We start from the raw sequence: 20,012 nt of genomic DNA on the forward strand, positions 1-20,012 counted from the left end.
CGGGCATGGTCCACCGCGACTTATACCGCGTCGGCGGCGGTGAGAGCTTGCGCACACTCCTCTGTGTGGGGCGGTGCTAGAGGCCGTTGCGGCGCAGGACTTTCTCGAATTTTGAGTGGTATTCATCCTGCAAACGGATCTCCCCATCTGCTTCCGCGTCGAGCAGGGCCTGGACGATTTCCGGGGTCGGTTCGCTGAACCACTGCCCCACTGTAATGCCGTGCTTGGGGACGAAGAGCCGATGGATGTGGTCGCCGGCCGATATAGTCCCGGTCTTGATCACGCGCAGGTACGTTCCCACCCGCCCCTCGTTGGTGAACCGCTTGACCCACTGCGGCTCCCCCAGCACCCGTTGGAACGTGGCGCACGGAACACGCGGCGAGGTCACTTCAACTTCCAGGTCCAGGCCGATCTTCCACCGCTCCCCGATCACTGCTCCGGTGGCGTCGATGCCGGCTACGCGGAGGTTCTCGCCGAAGATTCCCGGCGGCAGCTCGCGACCCAGTTCAGCGGACCAGAAGTCGGCGTCATCCTGCGAGTAGGCGTAGAGGGCCTGGTCCTCTCCCCCGTGATCCTTGCGGCTGGCTTGGACATCGCCGTGAAGGCCCAGCTTGTGCACCTTGACGGGTCCCTCCACCGCGCGTTTGTCGATCGCGGTCACGCCCACGCTGCCTTCCGGGTCCGGCAACAGTTGGTGGACCCGGCAGACGGCAAGAAGGGAGGCGGTGTTCATGTGGCCTAGTCTACGGAAGCCCCCACCCGACGCTCTCTCACCAAACACCCCCGCCACCCCAACGCTCTCTCATTTGATGGCGAAGTGCCGGCTCACAAGCAGGGGCGCACACGTAGCCGCTGGGACTCCGGCGCCGGTGGGGTGTGTTGTGACCGGTCAGTTTGTCGCGCCATCCGCCGTGCCGCCACGACCCACTTTGAGCGGGAACACTCTGCGACACGCCGCAACGGAGGGCTTTCGGCCACCCCTTCCCCGCAAAGTTGGTCGGGGCAGTACACGGGTGAGGAATAACGGCACCAGGTAAGCCGTCCAGCTGAACCCCAGCCCGCTACGGATCGAACCTGTATCCCATCCCTGCCTCCGTGTGCAGGTGGCGGGGAGCCGCGGGATCGCGTTCCAGCTTCCGCCGGAGCTGCGCAATGTAGACGCGAAGGTACTGGGTCTCCTTGGCATACGCCTGCCCCCACACCTGGGTCAGGAGCTGCTGTTGGCTCACCAGCTTGCCCTTGTTCCGGACCAGCAGCTCAAGGATGTTCCACTCTGTTGGTGTCAGGCGGACCTCGGCACCATCCTTGACGATCTTCTTCCCCGCCAGGTCCACCATGAAGTCGGCAGTCGCCAGAGTGGGTTCCTCTTGCGAGGTGACGAGCCTGCGCGAGGCGACCCGCAACCGCGCGAGCAGCTCATCGAGGCCGAAAGGCTTGGTCACATAGTCGTCCGCACCGGCGTCGAGTGCTTCAACCTTGTCCTCCGAGGCATGCCGGGCGGAGAGGACAATGATGGGCATGCTGCTCCAGCCGCGGACGCGGCGGATGATCTCCACCCCATCCAGGTCCGGCAAACCCAGGTCCAGGACCACAATGTCCACCTTCCCCTTGGCTACGGCAACAAGGGCATCTGCTCCCGTCCCGACAGAAAATGCCTGGTAGCCGTGTGCTTGAAGGGTGATCTGCATGGCCCGCGCAATCTGGGCCTCGTCCTCCACGATCAGTACGCGCGTCATTCCATGCCTTCCTGGTGCCCGGTCCAGAGCGGGAGGGTGACCACCATGGTCAAGCCGCCACCCGGCGTCGGCTCCGCCCGCAGGGTACCGCCCATGGCCTCCGTGAAACCCTTGGCAACCGCCAAGCCCAACCCGACCCCCGGGCCGCCTCCGGCCGAATCGTCAAGGCGTTGGAAGGGCTGGAACATCTCCAGGACTTCAGCCTGTCCCACTCCCTTGCCATGGTCCGTGATGCGAAGTTCACTGGCTGGGGTGTCCCCCACAGTGATGCCCGCCCCGGCACGTGCCGTCAGGACAACGTCCGAACCTGCCGCGTACTTCACCGCATTCTCCGCAATATTCGCCACCACTCGTTCCAGCATCCCTGCGTCGGCCTGCACCGGCGGGAGATTGGGCTGCAGTTCGTTGCGGAGCCTGTCCGCGGGAACACCACGCAGCGCGTCCGGCAGCACTTCGGCCCACGCAATGCCGGCCAGCAACGGGTTGACGGCATCGGCCGTAATGCGGGACATGTCCAGCAGGTTGTCCACGAGATGGTCCAAGCGGTCTGCGTAGCTTTCGATCGTCTCCAGCAGTTCGCGCTCCACATCCGGAGGGAACTGCACGTCTTCCTGCCGCAGGCTGCTGACGGCCAGCTTGATGCCCGCAAGCGGTGTCCGCAGATCGTGCGAGACGGCGCGAAGGATGGACGTCCGCATCTTGTTGCCCTCGGCCAGGCGGAGATTGTCCCTGCGGCTCTTCACCAATTGCTGCCGCTCCCGCACCGCCACCACGAACGCACCGAAGGCGGCCAGCAGCCGCTGGTGCTGCAACGTCAGCGGCCCTCCGCGCAGCAACAGCGTGTAGTGGGGATCGACGACGGCGGCATGGTCGGCCGCAGCATGGGTCACCGGTGGATTGGGGCCGGCACTCGCCAGGACCCGCCATGTGGCTGGAACCCCGGCCGAGGCAGGAGTCGCGGCGCCCAGGAGGGTGACCGCCTCCATTCCCAGGTTCCCCCGCACCTTCTCGAGGAAGGATTCAAGGCTCCCGTCCGAGCTGAGGATCCGGAGGGCCAGCGCGCTGAGGGCCGTGGCTTCGGCGCCGGACCGCGCTGCTTCCTGGGCCCGACGGGTGGCCAGTCCTACAGCGAGCGCCACTCCGCAGGCGACAGCAAGGAAGACAACCACAGTGAACAGGGTGGTGGGGTCCGCGATGGAAAGGGACCCCACAGGATCTGCGGAGAAGTAGTTCAGGAGGAAGCTGCCCAGAACGGCCGCCACCACTGCTGGCCACAGTCCCCCGATCGCCGCTACGGCCACCGCCACGGCCAACTGCAGCAGCATGATCATGGAGAAGTTACGGAAGTTGAGGACCGTCACCAAAAGTTCGACGGCGGGTGGCAGCAACAGCGCCAGGACCAGGCCGCTGAGCACCCGGCGTCGTCCAATGCCCCGCACCGGCGGGAGCCGCAACAACAACCCCTCGGCGTCGTCACTGTGGGAGTCGGCGGCAGGCATGGCTACATCCTTGCACGTCCGGCAGACGGGTAGTTCTACCCACCGGGCTATGTCATCGGTGCCCACGACCACCGCAAGGACTAGGCTTGCATTCAGAATTCCTGTCCGGCGCGGGCCGGACACTCCTACGGTCTATCCAGGGGGATACACATGGACCCAAAAGAAGGCCCTGACGGCCACGGCACCAATGCCGGTGGACTGGGTGCCAACGGCGAGCCGGGCGTCGGCAACAACGCCCCCAAGCCTCCACCGTGGCAAGTGCCGAAACCCGAACTCCACCCCGAATTGAGCACACCTGTGCCCGAAGACGGGAAAGCCACGGAGGGGAAGGCCCCTGGCGCGGCGCCCACCGGACGGAAGGCCCAGCGCCCCAACGGACCGCTCCCCGTCGTCGATCCCTTCGAAAAGGAACGCGAACGCAAAGAACGCGATGCCGCGGCGCGCAAGAAGCGGTCGCAGCGCCGCACCGTCGTCGTGGGTCTGGGCGTTACCGCGCTGCTGGCTGGAACGATTACCGCGATCGTGGCCAGCAACGAGGCCGAGGCCGATTACGCACAGGTGTGCTTCAACGAGGAAACCGGCGAGCGCGTCGACGACGACCAGTGCAACAACAGCAGCTCGGCGGGTCGAAGCTCCGGCGTCTATGCCTGGTACTTCTACTCCAGGGGTGCAAGTGTGCCCGGCATTGGCCAGAACCGCAGCTCCTACCCGAGCGCCACCAAAACGGTTCCTCAGGGTGCAAAGACTTCCACCGGCTATAGCAGCAAGGGCGGAACGGTGAGCCGTGGCGGCTTTGGCAGCAGTTCGAAAAGCGGCGGAAGCTCGGGAGGCTAAGCGTGCGGCGACTCTCCTCCGTGCCACGGCCGGACTGGAAGAAGAAGATCGAAGAGCAGGGCCTGGTTTTTTCAACCACCACCATGCCCGATGGCCGGAAAATCGAATACTGGAACGAGTCGGCCTACTACGAGTTCTCCATGGACGAGGTGGAAACGCTCGAGAAGACCGCCGAGGACATGCATCTCATGTGCCTGGAAGCCGCGAAGTACCTGGCCACCGGAGCCATGGGAGACATCGGCATTGGCAGGCAGGCCTTGGAGCTCGCGGCGGAGTCGTTGCAGGCCGGTGATATGGACATCTACGGCCGCTTCGACTTCATCTATGACGGCCAGGGCGGCCCGGCGAAGATGCTGGAGTACAACGCTGACACGCCAACAGGCCTGATCGAAGCGGCAGTGGCGCAGTGGTTCTGGCTCCAGGATGTGTTCCCGGAGAAAGACCAATGGAACGGCATCCATGAGGCCCTGATCCGGCAGTGGAAGAAGTTGCAGTTCCGCACCGGCATGAGCACCCTGCACGTGGCACACTCCGAGGCCGAGGAGTCCGGCGAAGATTGGATGACCGCGGCCTACATGCGGGACGTTGCCAGCCAGGGCGGCTGGACCACCATTGGCATCAACATGTCGGATATCGGCTGGGACCCCAACCTGAACCGGTTCGTGGACCTGGACAACTTCATGATCAGCACAATGTTCAAGCTGTATCCGTGGGAACTGATGATGAAGGAGCCGTTCGGCCACCGCCTCCTGCAACGTGCCCACAACCCGCGTTGGGTGGAGCCGGCCTGGAAGATGCTGCTCTCCAACAAGGCGCTGCTGGCCGCCCTGTGGCACCTCTACCCCGGCCACGAGAATCTCTTGCCCGCTTACCTCGGCGATCCCGGTCCGCTCAAGGAGTGGGTTGCCAAACCTTTGCACGGGCGCGAAGGGGACAACGTCCGCATCCACGCTGCGGGCATCGACATCACGCAGCCCGGTGGCTACGGGCGCGAAGGCTGGTGCTACCAGCAGTACCACGCGCTGCCCGATTTCGATGGAAACCATCCTGTCCTGGGCCTGTGGGTGGTTGACGGTGAATCCGTGGGCTGCGGCATCCGCGAGTCGGACGGACCCATCACTGATTACTTCTGCCGTTTCGTTCCCAACACCATCGACGCACCTGCACCCCAGGGCCCAACCTCGACTTCCCTCTTTGGAGCCGCACTATGAGCACTGAAACCTCGACGCCGGGAGGCGCCCCCGGCGGTGACCGCACCGCCGTCGTTCCTTCCAAAGGCCTGCGGGCAGGAATCCTGGACCTGGGTGACTCCGTCATGCTGGGCCTGGCCTCCACTGCACCGGTCTATTCGCTCGCTGCCACGCTGGGCCTGATCGTTGCCGTCAACGGCAACTACACCCCGCTGATCCTGGTCCTCGGCTTCATCCCTGTGCTGTTCATTGCCTACGCGTTCCGGGAGCTGAACAGCGCCATGCCGGACTGCGGCACCACGTTCATCTGGGCTCGGAGGGCCTTCGGTCCGTGGGCCGGTTGGCTGGGCGGTTGGGGCGTGGCCCTTGCAGGCATCGTGGTTTTGGCCAACCTGGCCCAGGTGGCCGGAAAGTATCTGTGGCTTTTGATCGGCGATGGCTCCCTCGCTGGGAACACGTGGATTGTCACGGCCACGGGTGTCCTGTTCATAGCTTTCATGACGTTCGTCAATCACCGGGGCATCCGGCTGGGCGAGCATGTCCAGCGGACGCTGACCTACATCCAATACATCTCCCTGGGCATCTTCGCGCTGGCGATCATCATCCGCATCGCCGGCGGCGTGCCGGAGGGCCAGGCCTTCGACTTTGAGTGGTTCAACCCGGTAGGCGCATTCAACGATCCCAGTGCCGTGGTCCATGGCGTCCTCCTGGCCCTGTTCATCTACTGGGGCTGGGACACGTGCCTGGCCCTCAACGAGGAAACCGAGAACCCCTCAAAGACTCCCGGCCGCGGTGCCGTGATTTCCTCCTTTGTGCTCGTAGCCATCTACGTTTCCATGGCGCTCCTGGTGATGATGTATGCCACGATCGGCACGGACGGGATTGGACTGGGCAACTCCGCCAACCAGGACGACGTGTTCCTGGCCATGAAGGACGTTGTGCTGGGTCCGTGGGGGTGGCTGATTGTTGTGGCCGTGCTGGCCTCGGTGCTGTCCTCCACGCAGACCACCATCCTCCCCACGGCCCGTGGAACGCTGTCCATGGGGGTCCACGGCGCACTGCCTGCCAGGTTCGGCAAAGTCCACGAGCGCTTCCAGACTCCGGGCTTCTCCACGCAAGTGATGGGCGTCGCTGCCGTGGTGTACTACGTGGCCATGAGCTTCCTCAGCGAGGACCTGCTGGCCGATTCCATCAGCGCCATCAGTTTGTTCATCGCTTTCTACTACGCGTTGACCGGTTTCGCCTGTGTCTGGTTCTTCCGGACCACCCTTCGCGAGTCGGCCCGTAACCTGTGGTTCCGCGGAATCCTCCCGCTCCTCGGAGCAGTGGCCTTGACGGTAGCGTTCTTCGTTTCCGCCGTCCAGATGTGGGACCCGGCGTACGGGGACACCCAGATTTTCGGCATCGGCGGAGCGTTTGTCAGCGGCGTACTGCTGTTGCTCCTCGGCGTGGTGCTGGCCATCGTGTGCCGCTTCGCACCGGCCACCCGCGGGTACTTCACGGGTGAGCACGCGGACATGGGAATCGTCCGGGGCGAGTAGGCGGCCCGCCGGTACTATCGAGCCATGGAATTCGTTGTCATTTACAGCCTCGAAGAAGGCGTTGAGCGCTCCCGGGTCATGGAAACCTATCCACGGCACCAAGCATTCTTTGAGACGTTCCGTGCCGAGGGCGGAGGCATCCTTGCCCTGGGCCCGTTCCTGACGCCGGACCCTGCAGGCAGTTCCATGGGGATCTTCGCATCCCGCGACGCCGCCGAAAGCTTCATTGCCGGCGATCCTTTCGTGCTCGAACGTCTCGCCATTCCGAGAATCCTTCAATGGGATGCCGTCAGGTTCGAGTAGCGACTCCCCTAGGATGCTTGCATGAGCCCCTCGACCTCGGACGTCCTTGACCTGGATTCGCTCCTGAGCGATGACGAACTCGCCCTGCGGGAGAAGGTGCGGGACTACACAGTCCAGCGCATCAAGCCGAACATCGCGCGCTGGTTCGAAAAGGCCGAATTCCCGCGGGAGATTGTCCCGGAACTCGGTGAGCTCGGAGTTCTGGGCATGCACCTGGACGGCTACGGCTGCCCCGGCCGGACCGCCGTCGAATATGGCCTTGCCGCGATGGAACTGGAGGCAGGCGACTCCGGCATCCGCACGTTCGTCTCGGTACAGGGCTCGCTTGCAATGACGGCCATCCACACGTGGGGTTCCGAGGAACAGAAGGAGCGGTGGCTCCCCCGGATGGCAGCCGGCGAGCTGATCGGTTGCTTCGCGCTGACCGAGCCAAGCGCGGGTTCGGATCCATCTTCCATGTCCACCTCTGCCCGGCGAACTGCTGACGGTTGGGTGTTGGACGGCGCCAAGCGCTGGATCGGGCTGGCTTCCATCGCTGACGTGATGGTGGTTTGGGCCCGTACCGAGGACGGCATCCGTGGATTCCTGGTACCGGCCGGCACCCCTGGCGTCTCCGCTGCACCGATCGAGCCGAAGCTCTCCCTGCGCGCTTCAATCCAATGCGATGTGAAGTTCGACGGCGTGAGGCTGGGTCCCGATGCCATCCTCCCGGGTGCCTCCGGACTGCGCGGCCCGTTCTCCTGCCTCAACGAGGCGCGGTACGGAATCGCCTGGGGAGCCATGGGCGCGGCCCGCGATTCGTATGAGGCCGCGCTCGAGTACGCCGGGACGCGTTTGCAATTTGGGCGCCCCTTGTCCGGGTACCAGCTCACGCAGGAGAAGCTCGTGAACATGCTTCTGGAAATCCAGAAGGGAACCCTGCTTGCCCTTCATCTGGGCAGGCTCAAGGACGCGGGTCGCCTTGAACCGCACCAGATCTCCGTGGGGAAGCTCAACAACGTCCGCGAAGCACTCGCCATAGCCCGTGAAGCACGCACCATCCTGGGCGGCAATGGTGTCACCCTGGACTATTCACCGCTCCGGCACGCGAACAACCTGGAGTCCGTCCGGACTTACGAGGGCACGGACGAAGTCCACACCCTGATCCTCGGCCAGCACATCACGGGCATCGGGGCCTTCCGCGGCTGATCCCATGCGTTGCTGGGCCTGCTCTGCGCGCTTTCGAGTGGCCCCGCAATGGGCCTACTTGCCTGAATCCGGACCGGCTACCGGTTCCGGCAGGAGAACCAGCTCGAAAAATCCACGGAGACCCTGCGCGACGTCAATCTCATCGGGGGCCAAGAGCCACTGCGTCTGCAGTCCGTCCCACAGCCCCACCAATGATGCTGCCGCCTGCGCTGGTTCGACCCCGGGCCGCAGCCTTCCTTCGCCCTGCAGTTCCGTGAACCGCCGGGTGTAACTCCTGCGCAGGCGGTCGAAGCGATCCATGAAGTACTCCCGGCCAGGGTGCCCTTCCGTCAGGGACTCCGCGCACAGCACTGTGTACAGCTCAATGACCCCTGGAATGTCCTCGTTGTACTTCGCCGTCCGGAACACCACCTCGGCGAAGCCCTCCGCCATGTCCGCCGGGTTTGCTGTCTCCGTGATCTCGTCGCGCCGGGCAAGGACTGCCATGAGCAGATCGCTCTTCGAAGGAAAGTAGTGCAGCAGGCTGGTCTGGCTCATGCCGGCTTGGTCAGCAACTTCCTGCAAGGACCCTCCGCGGTAGCCCCTGGCCGCAAAAACCGCATGGGCGGCATCCAAAATCGTCCGCCTGCGGGCCTCCGACTTGGCATAGGGACCGCGTCGCCCCGAGCGGTTCCCTTCCTTTGTGGTCATGGCATGCCAGTGTACAGGCGGATATGCCGGCTACCACGAATTTCGAGTAGTCACTCGACTTTTGTGTTACCGTGGTCACATTCGGCCGTCGGATGGGTGTCTCCTCCCTGCGCCCAACGGCCTCACTAACCGACACAAAGAGGTGAAGGCACATGACCGCTCTCACGCGAAGACAACTGCTTGGCGCCGGACTGGGTACTGCCGCCATGGGCTTCCTGGCAGGGTGCGCAACCCCCGGAACCCAGTCAGTCAATACCCTGGCCACCATCCCGCCCGCGGAAGGGTCCGTGCGGCTCACCTACTGGGCGTGGCTCAAGGACTTCCAGAAGGTGGCCGACATTTGGAACGCCAAAAACCCCGGCGTTCAGGTGGATGTGGTTTGGATTCCCGGCGGCAACTCAGGCGGGTACCAAAAGCTTTACTCAGCCCTGGCAGCCGGCGGCGGGCCGGACCTTGCCCAGGTGGAACTCCGATCGATTCCCGAGTTCCTCCTGGTGAACGGTCTGGTTGATGTGTCCCGGTATGGCGCCAACGATCACGCCCACCTCTACGACAAGACGCTGTGGAACCAGGTGAGCTACGCAGGAGGTGTCTACGGCATCCCCCAGGACTCCGGACCCATGGCCCTGTTCTACCAGCCGGCCATCCTCGAGTCCGTGGGCGGAAAGACACCTGCAACCTGGGATGAGTGGGCGGCCCTGGGAAAGGAACTCCGATCGAAGGATGCCTACATCGACTGCTTCCCCATCAGCGACGCTTCGCCCTTTGCTTCGTACGCGTCCCAGGCAGGAGCCGTTTGGCTGCGTCCCGAGGAGAACGGTTGGGTCATCAACATGACCGACGACGCCACCCTGGACACCGCCCGCTTCTTTGACCGGGCCATTGACCAGGACATCGTCAACACCGCCTACGGAGCCTTCTCCCCTGCGTGGTTTGCCGCTGCGGCCAAGGGTGGCATTGCTTCAACCATCACAGGCAGTTGGGGCGATGCCCTCATTGAGGGAGTCAGCGGAGCTTCGGGCAAATGGAAGGTGGCTCCCATGCCCACATGGGGCGGCAGCGGTTTTGGTTCCACCTACCTCGGCGGTTCCTCGGCGGCTGTCCTTGCCAACAGCAAGCATCCCAAGGAAGCCCTCGACTTCGCGGTGTGGCTCACGACGTCCAAGGAAGGCATCGACGCGGAGATCAAGTACAGCGGCATCGGCTGGTCGCCCAATCCGGAGTTCATAGGCACCCCGCGGCAGCAGGCCTCGGAGTTCTTCGGCGGACAGCGCTACAACGAGGAAGTCTTCGTACCCGCTACCAAGCAGCAGAACACCGAATGGTCCTGGTGGCCGGTCACCCAGCAGTCGTTCAACATCCTCAGCGACGGTTTCCGCAAGAAGGCCTCGGGCACCAGCCTGGTGGACTCCGTGGTGGCGTCAGAGCAGCAAATCATCAGCGTCTTCAAGAACAAGGGGCTCACCATCCGGAAGGAATCGGCATGACCACCACTACCCGTCCTTCGCCTAAAGCGCAGCGTCCGGGACCGTCGACGAACCGGAGCAAGCGCAACGGCGCCGCCACCCGCGCACCCTGGATCCTGCTGGCCCCCTTTCTGGCACTCTTTGCCCTGACTTTCGTGCTGCCCATCCTGGCCGCCGTCGGCTCCAGCTTCACCAAGGTCACGCGCAGCGGCCTGTTCGGTGAAGCAGGTGTCACCAGTGAGTTCGCCGGCTTCAGCAACTATGCCCTCGCCCTGGGTGACGGCAGTTTTGTGGCCTCGATCGGCCGGATGCTCCTTTTTGGCATTGTCCAGGTGCCGGTGATGATCGTCCTCTGCACCATCCTGGCCCTGCTCCTCGAATCGGCTTCCGCCCGCTGGCCCGGCTTCTTCCGGGCCGCCTACTTCCTGCCCTACGGCGTTCCCGGAGTCATCGCCACCATTCTGTGGTCTTTCCTGTACGTGCCGGGGCTCAGTCCATTGTTCGATGCAGCCAAGATCGTCGGCATCACGCCCGACTTCCTCGGCGCCAACAGCGTCCTGTGGTCCATCGCCAACATCGTGACGTGGAGCTACACCGGCTACAACATGCTCATCATCGTGGCCCAGCTGAAAGCCATTCCCGGTGAACTGTACGAGGCCGCCAAAGTCGATGGCGCCTCAAGCTGGCGGGTCGCCTGGAGCATCCAGCTCCCCTTGATTCGCCCGGCACTGGTCCTGACCACCGTGTTCTCCATCATCGGCACCCTCCAGTTGTTCGCCGAGGCGCAGGTCCTCAAGACGGTTGCGCCTGCGATCGACAGCCAGTACACGCCCAACCTCAGCGCCTACACCACGGCGTTTGCCTACAACGACTACAACGTCGCGGCCGCGCAATCGGTCATCATCGCCGTCGCAGCCTTCGCCCTGTCCTTCGCCTTCCTCGCATTCACGAACAGGAAGTCATCATGACCGTAACAGCCACCAGCAAAACCAAAGCCTCCACAGCCGGTACCGCCGGGCCGGTCAAACGGCCGGCGAGAGGCCCGGACCGTTCGGCAGGCCGCCGTCATTCATCAACCATCATCGTCACGGCCATCCTGGTGGTGGTCGCCCTTTACTTCCTCATCCCCGTGTATTGGGTTTTCGTAGCCTCCACCAAATCCACGGCGGACCTGTTCTCCACCAACGGGTTCTGGTTCGCTCCCACGTTCGCCCTCGGGGAGAATCTCGGCAAGGTCCTGAGCTACGACGGCGGCATCTTCGGCCGCTGGTTCCTGAACTCGGCCATCTACGCCGGTGCGGGCGCCCTGCTGGCAACCTACTTCGCGGCCGCCGGCGGGTACGCACTGGCCAAGTACCAATTCCGCGGCAGGAACCTCGTGTTCGGAACCATTCTTGGCGGCGTCCTGGTTCCCGGCACGGCTACGGCCCTCCCGTTGTTCCTGCTGTTCAGCCAGATGGGGCTCGCCAACACCTACTGGAGCGTGCTGCTTCCGTCCTTGGTCTCACCGTTCGGTCTTTTCCTGTGCCGGATCTACGCGGACGCCACGGTGGACACTGCCTTGATCGAAGCAGCGAGGATCGACGGTGCCGGGGAATTGCGGATCTTCCACACGATCGGCCTCAAAGTCCTCACTCCGGCCCTGGTCACCGTATTCCTGTTCCAACTGGTGGGTATCTGGAACAACTACTTCCTGCCGCTTGTCATGTTGTCCGATTCCGATCTCTACCCCATCACGCTCGGCCTGAACAACTGGCTCAGCCAGGTTGACCGTTTGCCCGAATTCTACGAACTCACTACCGGCGGGGTGTTGTTGTCCATCATCCCGCTCAGCATCGCGATGATCGTCCTGCAGCGCTTCTGGCGCGGCGGGCTGACAGAAGGAGCCGTCAAGTAATGACCGTGTCCCCAGAGACTGCCTACATCACCGATCCAGGCCCCGGATCAGGCAACCGTTTACCCGCACGCTCGTGGCTGCACACCAATGCGCCCACCCTGTCATTGAACGGACAGTGGCGATTCCGTCTCCTGCCCGGAGCGCCAGGAACACCCGGCGGGCACGGAGTCCTTCCCCACGGCGAGAGCACAGAAGGCGTTGCGGCCGAAGGCCTGGACGACTCAGGCTGGGACCAGATGCCGGTTCCCGCCCACTGGGTCCTGGAAGGAGACGGCCAGTACGGACGGCCCATCTACACGAATGTCCAGTTCCCGTTCCCCATCGATCCACCGTTCGTACCGGACGAAAATCCGACGGGAGATTACCGGAGGACCTTCGAACTGGCCGCCGACTGGGCCTCGGCCGAACGGGTTGTGTTGCGCTTCGATGGTGTTGAATCCCGCTACAAGGTATGGGTTAACGGCGTGGAGATCGGCGTCGGCGCGGGCAGCCGGCTGGCCCAGGAGTTCGACGTCACGGATGCGGTGCGGACAGGGACCAACCTGATCGCGGTCCGCGTCCATCAATGGTCGGCGTCCAGTTACGTCGAGGACCAGGATCAGTGGTGGATGCCGGGGATTTTCCGCGATGTGACGCTGTATGCCCGGCCGCACGGAGGAATCGAGGACGTGTGGCTGCGCACGGGGTATTCGAGCACCGGCGGAGGAACCATCGAGCCGGAAATTACCGCATCCCCGGCCGCGTTCCCGATCCGTTTGACGGTACCTGAGTTGGATGTCGACGTCGTCTGGAACTCGCCTGCCGACGTCGCCCCGGTGGCGATCGCCGCCGTCGAGCCCTGGTCCGCGGAACTGCCGCGGCTGTATTCGGCCACCGTAAGCAGCGAGGCCGAGACCATCACGCTGCGGCTGGGCTTCCGCACTGTGGAGATCCGAGGCGACCGCTTCCTGGTCAATGGCCGCCGGGTGGTCTTCAACGGAGTGAACCGGCACGAAACCCACCCGGACCGGGGCAGGGTCTTCGATGAGGCGTTCGCCCGCGAGGACCTGGCCACGATGAAGCGGTTCAACGTCAACGCCATTCGCACCAGCCACTACCCGCCCCACCCGCGGCTGCTGGACCTCGCCGATGAGCTCGGCTTTTGGGTCATCCTGGAATGCGACCTGGAGACGCACGGCTTCGAGGCACAGGGCTGGGCGGGGAATCCCAGCGACGATCCTGCCTGGCGTGCGGCCCTGCTGGACAGGATGGAACGGACTGTTGAGCGGGACAAGAACCATCCCTCGATCGTCATGTGGTCCCTGGGCAACGAGTCGGGGACCGGTTCCAACCTGGCGGCCATGTCCGCCTGGACGCATGCCCGCGACGCCGGGCGGCCGGTCCACTACGAAGGCGACTACACCGGCGCCTACACGGACGTGTACTCGAGGATGTACTCCTCCGTGCCGGAGACCGCGTCAATTGGCCGCGATGATACGGGTGCGTTGCTGCTGGGCTGCTCCGCCGCTGAATCGGCGCGCCAACGCACCAAGCCGTTCATCTTGTGCGAATACGTGCACGCGATGGGCAACGGTCCCGGGGCGATCGACCAGTACCAGGAGCTCGTGGACCGCTACCCGCGCCTGCACGGTGGCTTTGTCTGGGAGTGGCGCGATCATGGCATCCGCACCACAGCCGCGGATGGTACGGAGTTCTTCGCCTATGGTGGCGATTTTGGCGAGGTGGTCCACGACGGCAACTTCGTGATGGACGGAATGGTCCTCTCCGACTCGACGCCAAGTCCCGGCCTGTTCGAGTACAAGCAGGTTGTGGCTCCCCTGCGCGTGGGCTTCTTGCCTGAACCGCACGACGGCGGGACGCACCAGGTCCTGACGCTCGCCAACCTGCGGCACTCGGCGGATGCATCCGACGTCGTGATTCGCTGGCGATGGGAAACAGACGGCCATGTGACCTCTTCGGGCGAACTCGAAGCGGTCAATGCAGCCGGTCAGCCGCTTGGTGCCGGCGAAACGGCGCGCTTTGACGTCCCTCCGGTTGCGTCCGGGAGTGACGGAGAACAGTGGTTCACGGCCGAGGTTGTGCTGCGCAAAGACACCGAGTGGGCGGATGCCGGTCACGTGGTCTCCGCTGCCCAGCTGCAACCCGTCCGGCCCCGAAACCGAAGGACCGGACCCCGCCCCATGCCTATCTCCAGCCCCACGGGCATTCCGGCCGGCACTCTCTCCCTGGGGCCGGCAACATTCCACGGCGGAAAGCTTGTTGAACTGGCCGGCCTCCCGGTAGCCGGGCCGCGCCTGGAACTGTGGCGGGCACCCACCGATAACGACGCCGGCGCGGGGCGTGGCAGTTACGACCCCGCCGATCCGTGGCTCAACAACGGCGACGGCGTCCCGGCTCCTTCACTCGCGGAGACGTGGCGCAAAGCTGGGTTGGACCGCTTGGTTGGCCGAGTTGAGGAAGTCGCGGCAGGCACAGACAGCATTCACAAGCGGACCCGGTACTCCGCTGCCAACAGCCGCCAGTGGGTGTCCGTTGCCGAAGAATGGCAACTCTGCGAAGGCGGGCTCTGGCTGCGCCTGGAGATCGTGCCGGGCTCGGGCTGGGACATGGTGTGGCCCCGGGTGGGCGTTCGTCTCGACCTGCCGGCGTCCGTGGATCACGCCTCCTGGTTCGGAAGCGGTCCACGGGAGTCGTATCCGGACAGCGTCCACTCAGCACTCGTAGGGCGTTACTCCTCCGGCATCGATGAACTGTCCGTCCGTTATTCCAAGCCGCAGGAGTCCGGCCACCGCTCCAGCGTCCGATCCCTGGAACTGCACAACGCCGGCTCTCCGTGGCTTGGGTTTGAGGCCCTGCCGGACTCCAGGGATCGCTTGCCGGGCTTCACTCTCACCCGGCACACGGCCCAGGAAATCTCGGGAGCAGCGCATCCACACGAACTGCCATCCAGCAGCGGCAGCTACCTGTATCTGGACGCCGCCCAGCATGGTTTGGGGTCCCGGGCCTGCGGTCCGGACGTGTGGCCCGACTTCACGCTCCGGCCCGAAGCCCGGACGTTGACGTTCCGCGTGACCCGGCTGTAGACGAAGGTTGCCTGGCCCGCTCTGCGCGCTTTCGGACGAAGATAGCGCGCAAAGCGGGCCCCACAACGTGGCTACTGAACGGCTACAGGTTCTTTCCGGGCAGCGTCCTTGCGGATCGTCGCACTGATCACGGCAGCCACCGTGCACATCGCGGCTGCCCCCAGCCAGGCGTAGTTGTAGTGTCCGGTGGCATCGCGGATGTATCCGGCAAGCAGGGCGGCCGCAGCCGCACCAAGCTGATGTGCGGCGAACACCCAGCCGAAAACCACGGAGCCGTCGGCCCCGAACACCTGGCGGCAGATCGCGGCAGTCGGAGGCACGGTGGCCACCCAGTCCAGCCCGTACACCACCACGAAGATGATCATGCTTGGCTCAACGGACGAGCCCAGCAACAGCGGCAGCACCAGCAGTCCGATGCCCCGGAACTGGTAGTAGACAGCCAGCAAAATACGGGGGTTGAACCGGTCGGTCAGCCAACCGGAAGCGATGGTCCCCACAATGTCGAAGATTCCGACGACGGCCAGCAGGCCCGCGGCCGTCGTTTCGGGCATGCCGTGGTCGTGGGCCGAAGGAATGAAGTGTGTACCGATCAGACCGTTGGTGGTGGCCCCGCAGATCGCGAAGCCTGCAGCCAAAGCCCAGAAGGTACGGACCTTGCTGGCGCGCTTGAGGACCTGGAGCGCCCGGACTGCCGCGTTCGGTGAGTCCCCCTTAACCGCAGGGCTGTCCGCAGCGGCGGGGGCCGCCGTCGTGCTTTCCAAAGCGGGTTCCGCACCGTAGGGCAGGACGCCGACGTCGGAGGGCGAGTTCCGCAGCCACCGCAGCACCAGCGGAACTACGGCGAGCGCACCGGCGGCGATGAGCAGCGAGGCCCCGCGCCAGCCGGGATCCTGGGCCAGCATGGCGATGAAGGGAAGGAAGACCAACTGGCCGGCCGCACTGCCTGCAGTGAGGATGCCGATCACCAGTCCGCGGCTCTTGGCGAACCATGTGTTGGCGATGGTTGCGGCAAACACGAGGGCCATGGAACCGGTGCCCAGCCCGATGAGCAGACCCCACGTGAGGAGAATCTGCCACGACTGGTTGACGAACACCGTCAGTGCAGATCCCAAACCGATGAGGCACAGGGCAATCGCAGTGACCCTTCGGATGCCGAAGCGCTCCATCAAGGCCGCCGCAAACGGTGCCGTCAGGCCGAAGAGGACCAGGTTGATGCTGACTGCCAGGGACAACACCGTGGTGGACCAGCCGAATTCCTGCTGCAACGGAACCATGAGGACGCCCGGTGCGGCACGGAATCCCGCAGCCCCTACGAGGGCAAGGAACGCGACGGCAGCGACGATCCAGGCAGGGTGGAGCCGGCGCCGCTTGCGGGTGGGAACTTCGGTGGTCTCGGGCGCGGTCATGCGGGGATCTCCGTTTCGGCGTGTTCGTAGGCCGCGGGCGGCGCGACGGCGAGCGGCATGGGCTGTTCGCTGCGCTTGAGACTGTGCCAGCTGGTGTTGGCGGCAGTCAGTGCCGCACCGCAGTGGGTGCACGTATCCGCCGACGAGGTTGGCTTGCCGCAGTCGGTGTGGATGACCCGCATATGCGAAACCTCGTTGGGCGCATCCAGGTGCTTCTCGGCCCAGATGATGATGGCGTTGAGGACCGGGAGCGAGTCCTCCCCCTTGGGCGTGAGGACGTACTCCTGCCTGGTCCGTGCGCCGTCCTTGTAGGGCCGCTGTGCCAGGAGTCCGGACTCCACCAGCCAGCCAAGCCGCTTGCTCAGCACATTGTCCGCCACTTCCAGGCGTTTTTTGATGGCGTCGTACCGGCCGTTCCCGAAAAAGACCTCGCGGAGGACGAGGCTTCCCCAGGGGTCACCGAGGACATCGAGGCCGCGGGCAAGGCTGCAGGTGCGTGCAGACCAGTCAGATCGCAAAGGCATACCCTGAAAGCTAGCTGACTTTTCTAAAGAAAGCTAGATGGGCGTACCTTCGCGACCTTCTTTGCCGGGCCGGGAGTGTGAAAGCAACCTCATTCGATTGCTCAGCCGGCCAGCTGTCGCCAAAGTCAGTGGTGACGGCTCGGCTGGGCTACCGGGGCTCGACGACAGGTCCCGGCAACCCGTTCCTCAGCCCGGCCCGGGACGGGTGGTAGGCAAGTGCCCAGTACACCATCATCGCGATCCCGCACACCACGCCCAGGCTGGACACCATGAGCTGCCATTGCGTCTGCGGATCCTTCCCCCATTCGGCGGCTCCCGCCCACACGGCCAGGTTCTTGGGGGTCATGTAGAAGGCAATAGTGGAGAAGGCCACAATGATCCAGCCCGCCGTCCGCATCCGGCCGTTGCGGGAAGGCACCCGGTGCATCGCGAAGGCCATGCTCGGCAGCGCAACGGCAACCCACACCCAGTGGTGGGACCACGAAACCGGGCTGACCAGCAGCATCAACACGGCAGTGGCTGAGACTGCCACGAAGTTCTCCTCGACGTCCACGGCCCACTTGATGATCAAGGCGGCAAGGGCTGCCAGCCCCAGGGACAGGACCAGCCATACCAGGCTGGTGGTTGAGGAATCAGGCATGCCGAAGTGGATCAGGAGGCCTTTGAGCGACAGGTTGTCCACGTAGCCAGGCCCACCGATACGTCCCGTGTCAGGCAGGATCTGCGTCCAGAACGCCAAGGACGCCTGCGGCAAGACGGCCCAGGCAAAGGCGATCGATCCAAAGAACCCGGCGGCCATCCACCCCAGGGCCTTAAAGTCCTTGCGTACCAGGAAGTAGAGGCCAAACGCGAGGGGCGTGAGCTTCACACCTGCCGCCATGCCGATCAGCAATCCGGCAGGCCAACGGATCAAACCGGCCCGGGACTTACCGTGCAGGGCGAAGTCGGCCAGGATGACGCCCATCAAAACAATGTTGATCTGGCCGAAGACGAACGTATCGCGCCACGGACCCAGGAGCAGGATGGCCCCTGTCCCCAGCAACGCAGTGGTCCGGAACCGGTAGTCGGCGAATGCCACCCGCCAGGAGGTCAGGCCGAAGAAGTAGTGGCGAGCCAGCCAGGCGGCCACCACGCCGGCCCCAAAAAGCGCTGCGAGGATGAAGACCAGGCTCCCACCGAAGAAACCCAGTGCGGCCAGTCCCGTGAACAGCAACGCAGCGAAGGGCGGGTAGGTAAACGGCAGGCCATCGCGGACGGCGTACAGGTCGCCGCCTGCAAGGACCCTTCCGCCACCGTAGTAGTAAACCTCGAAGTCGTTCAGCGCCGGCTCGTAGTCCGTGTACAGGAACCAGACCGCCACGGCCAGTGTCAGCGCGGCGGCCATGGTCAGGATCCAGCCGCGCTTGGCCGTGGAACGCGTCGCCGGTTGGGAAACCGCAGGTGTAGAAGATGCCACGGTCCTAGCCATTGCTGATCTTGGCGAAAGCCTGTTCAAGGTCGGCAATCAGGTCCTCTGATTCCTCGATCCCGCAGGAAAGGCGCAGGAGGTTCACGGGGACGGCCAGTGCGGTGCCCTTGACCGAGGCGTGGGTCATCTCGGACGGGTAGTTCATGAGGGACTCGATGCCGCCCAGGGATTCCGCGAGCGTGAACACGGACGTGGATTCGGCCACAGTGCGCGCCGCCGTTTCCCCACCCTTGAACTGGACGGACACCATGCCGCCGAACTTCTTCATCTGCTTCGCGGCGAGATCATGGCCCGGGTGGTCCGGGAGGCCCGGGTAGAGCACGGCCTCCACCTCGGGGCGCGTCAGGAGCCACTCGGCAACTGCCTGGCCGTTTTCACTGTGCCGGTCCATCCGCACGCCGAGCGTCTTGAGGCCTCGGGTGGTCAGGAAAGCGTCCATGGGTCCTGATACGGCACCCACTGCGAACTGGATGAAACCGATCTTCTCCGCCAGCTCGGCGTCCTTGACCACGATCGCGCCACCCACCACGTCGGAGTGGCCACCAATGTATTTGGTAGTGGAGTGGACCACGACGTCGGCACCCAAGGCGAGCGGGGTCTGCAAGTAGGGAGAAGCGAAGGTGTTGTCCACCACCAGGAGGGCACCGGCGTCGTGCGCTACGGTGGCGAGCGCCGCGATGTCCGTGATCTTCATCATCGGGTTGGACGGCGTTTCCACCCAGACAATGCGGGTCTGGTTCGCCGCCACGGCGCGCGCAACGGCGTCGAGGTCGGACATGTCAACGGGAGTGTTGCCGATCCCCCAGTCGCCGAGGACCCGGTTGATGAGCCGGTAGGTTCCACCGTAGGCGTCGTTGCCGAGCACAATGTGGTCGCCCGGCCGTGCGATGGCACGGATCAGCGAATCTTCGGCAGCGAGCCCGGATCCGAAGGAAAAGGCGGCCGTGCCTCCTTCGAGTGCCGCGAGCTGCTCCTGCAAGGCGTCACGGGTGGGGTTGCCGCCGCGGCCATACTCGTAGCCGGAGCGCAGGCCCCCAATGCCGTCCTGGGCATACGTGGAGCTGAAGTGCAGCGGCGGCACCACGGCACCGGTACGGGGTTCGAAGTCCTGGCCGGCGTGGACGGCGCGCGTGTTGAAACCTGCGTTGGTGTTGGCAGACATGAAGGCTCCTCTTTCTGTGCTTCTG

General features: G+C 64.5%; 17 protein-coding genes. 9 read left to right on the top strand and 8 right to left on the bottom strand.

Annotated elements, in window-relative coordinates; all coding sequences use genetic code 11:
• Positions 1-76: 76 nt before the first annotated feature.
• The 3 genes from ACIQTZ_RS06920 to ACIQTZ_RS06930 all read right to left on the bottom strand — a co-directional run bounded on the left by ACIQTZ_RS06920 (position 77) and on the right by ACIQTZ_RS06930 (position 3,235).
• Positions 77-733: an MOSC domain-containing protein gene (locus ACIQTZ_RS06920; protein WP_402978784.1), complete on the bottom strand. Its 657-nt coding sequence runs from the start codon at positions 731-733 to the stop codon at positions 77-79.
• Between the two features lie 328 nt (positions 734-1,061).
• The gene (locus tag ACIQTZ_RS06925) at positions 1,062-1,736 is read right to left on the bottom strand and encodes a response regulator (RefSeq protein ID WP_402978787.1); all 675 of its coding nucleotides are present in this window, start codon (positions 1,734-1,736) and stop codon (positions 1,062-1,064) included.
• The gene (locus tag ACIQTZ_RS06930) at positions 1,733-3,235 is read right to left on the bottom strand and encodes an ATP-binding protein (RefSeq protein ID WP_402978790.1); all 1,503 of its coding nucleotides are present in this window, start codon (positions 3,233-3,235) and stop codon (positions 1,733-1,735) included. Before ACIQTZ_RS06930 ends, ACIQTZ_RS06925 begins: the two co-directional genes overlap by 4 nt.
• Positions 3,236-3,385: 150 nt before the next feature.
• Here ACIQTZ_RS06930 and ACIQTZ_RS06935 point away from each other — a divergent pair, with 150 nt between their 5' ends.
• Genes ACIQTZ_RS06935 through ACIQTZ_RS06955 form a run of 5 tightly spaced genes read left to right on the top strand, consistent with a single transcriptional unit; the run spans position 3,386 to position 8,291 of the window.
• Complete coding sequence (locus ACIQTZ_RS06935) at positions 3,386-4,069, top strand: Tat pathway signal protein (RefSeq protein ID WP_402944770.1); 684 nt, start codon at positions 3,386-3,388, stop codon at positions 4,067-4,069.
• A gap of 2 nt (positions 4,070-4,071) precedes the next feature.
• Entirely contained in the window at positions 4,072-5,280 is a 1,209-nt protein-coding gene (locus ACIQTZ_RS06940) for a glutathionylspermidine synthase family protein (RefSeq protein WP_400328961.1), read from the top strand.
• Positions 5,277-6,800, top strand: a complete 1,524-nt coding sequence (locus tag ACIQTZ_RS06945; RefSeq protein ID WP_402978793.1) for an APC family permease — start codon at positions 5,277-5,279, stop codon at positions 6,798-6,800. The genes ACIQTZ_RS06940 and ACIQTZ_RS06945 overlap by 4 nt, the downstream gene beginning before the upstream one ends.
• A 24-nt stretch (positions 6,801-6,824) precedes the next feature.
• Positions 6,825-7,103, top strand: a complete 279-nt coding sequence (locus tag ACIQTZ_RS06950; RefSeq protein WP_402978796.1) for a YciI family protein — start codon at positions 6,825-6,827, stop codon at positions 7,101-7,103.
• 21 nt (positions 7,104-7,124) lie between these two features.
• Positions 7,125-8,291 (top strand): acyl-CoA dehydrogenase family protein, encoded by a 1,167-nt coding sequence (locus ACIQTZ_RS06955; RefSeq protein WP_402978799.1) that lies wholly within the window; start codon positions 7,125-7,127, stop codon positions 8,289-8,291.
• A gap of 54 nt (positions 8,292-8,345) precedes the next feature.
• Here ACIQTZ_RS06955 and ACIQTZ_RS06960 read toward each other — a convergent pair whose 3' ends face one another.
• Positions 8,346-8,981 carry a TetR/AcrR family transcriptional regulator gene (locus ACIQTZ_RS06960; RefSeq protein ID WP_402978802.1) on the bottom strand — a complete coding sequence of 212 codons (636 nt, stop codon included), beginning with the start codon at positions 8,979-8,981 and terminating at the stop codon, positions 8,346-8,348.
• Between the two features lie 152 nt (positions 8,982-9,133).
• Here ACIQTZ_RS06960 and ACIQTZ_RS06965 point away from each other — a divergent pair, with 152 nt between their 5' ends.
• The 4 genes from ACIQTZ_RS06965 to ACIQTZ_RS06980 are packed head-to-tail and all read left to right on the top strand — an operon-like array spanning position 9,134 to position 15,427.
• Positions 9,134-10,468, top strand: coding sequence for an ABC transporter substrate-binding protein (locus ACIQTZ_RS06965; RefSeq protein ID WP_402978805.1), 1,335 nt, complete (start codon positions 9,134-9,136; stop codon positions 10,466-10,468).
• Positions 10,465-11,415, top strand: a complete 951-nt coding sequence (locus tag ACIQTZ_RS06970; RefSeq protein ID WP_402978807.1) for a carbohydrate ABC transporter permease — start codon at positions 10,465-10,467, stop codon at positions 11,413-11,415. The genes ACIQTZ_RS06965 and ACIQTZ_RS06970 overlap by 4 nt, the downstream gene beginning before the upstream one ends.
• Positions 11,412-12,344 (top strand): carbohydrate ABC transporter permease, encoded by a 933-nt coding sequence (locus ACIQTZ_RS06975; RefSeq protein ID WP_402978810.1) that lies wholly within the window; start codon positions 11,412-11,414, stop codon positions 12,342-12,344. The genes ACIQTZ_RS06970 and ACIQTZ_RS06975 overlap by 4 nt, the downstream gene beginning before the upstream one ends.
• On the top strand, positions 12,344-15,427 hold the full coding sequence (locus tag ACIQTZ_RS06980) for a glycoside hydrolase family 2 TIM barrel-domain containing protein (RefSeq protein WP_402978812.1): 3,084 nt from the start codon (positions 12,344-12,346) through the stop codon (positions 15,425-15,427). The genes ACIQTZ_RS06975 and ACIQTZ_RS06980 overlap by 1 nt, the downstream gene beginning before the upstream one ends.
• A 71-nt stretch (positions 15,428-15,498) precedes the next feature.
• On the opposite strand, the gene ACIQTZ_RS06985 is transcribed toward ACIQTZ_RS06980, so the two are convergent.
• The 4 genes from ACIQTZ_RS06985 to ACIQTZ_RS07000 form a co-directional block, all read right to left on the bottom strand.
• Positions 15,499-16,833 carry an MFS transporter gene (locus tag ACIQTZ_RS06985; protein ID WP_402978815.1) on the bottom strand — a complete coding sequence of 445 codons (1,335 nt, stop codon included), beginning with the start codon at positions 16,831-16,833 and terminating at the stop codon, positions 15,499-15,501.
• Complete coding sequence (locus tag ACIQTZ_RS06990) at positions 16,830-17,357, bottom strand: winged helix-turn-helix transcriptional regulator (protein ID WP_400328935.1); 528 nt, start codon at positions 17,355-17,357, stop codon at positions 16,830-16,832. Before ACIQTZ_RS06990 ends, ACIQTZ_RS06985 begins: the two co-directional genes overlap by 4 nt.
• Before the next feature lie 148 nt (positions 17,358-17,505).
• Positions 17,506-18,813, bottom strand: a complete 1,308-nt coding sequence (locus ACIQTZ_RS06995; protein WP_402978818.1) for a glycosyltransferase 87 family protein — start codon at positions 18,811-18,813, stop codon at positions 17,506-17,508.
• A 4-nt stretch (positions 18,814-18,817) separates the two neighbouring features.
• Positions 18,818-19,987: a cystathionine gamma-synthase gene (locus tag ACIQTZ_RS07000; RefSeq protein WP_402978821.1), complete on the bottom strand. Its 1,170-nt coding sequence runs from the start codon at positions 19,985-19,987 to the stop codon at positions 18,818-18,820.
• Positions 19,988-20,012: the final 25 nt, after the last annotated feature.

Source organism: Paenarthrobacter sp. NPDC090520 (genome assembly GCF_044769205.1).
Lineage (GTDB): Bacteria > Actinomycetota > Actinomycetes > Actinomycetales > Micrococcaceae > Arthrobacter.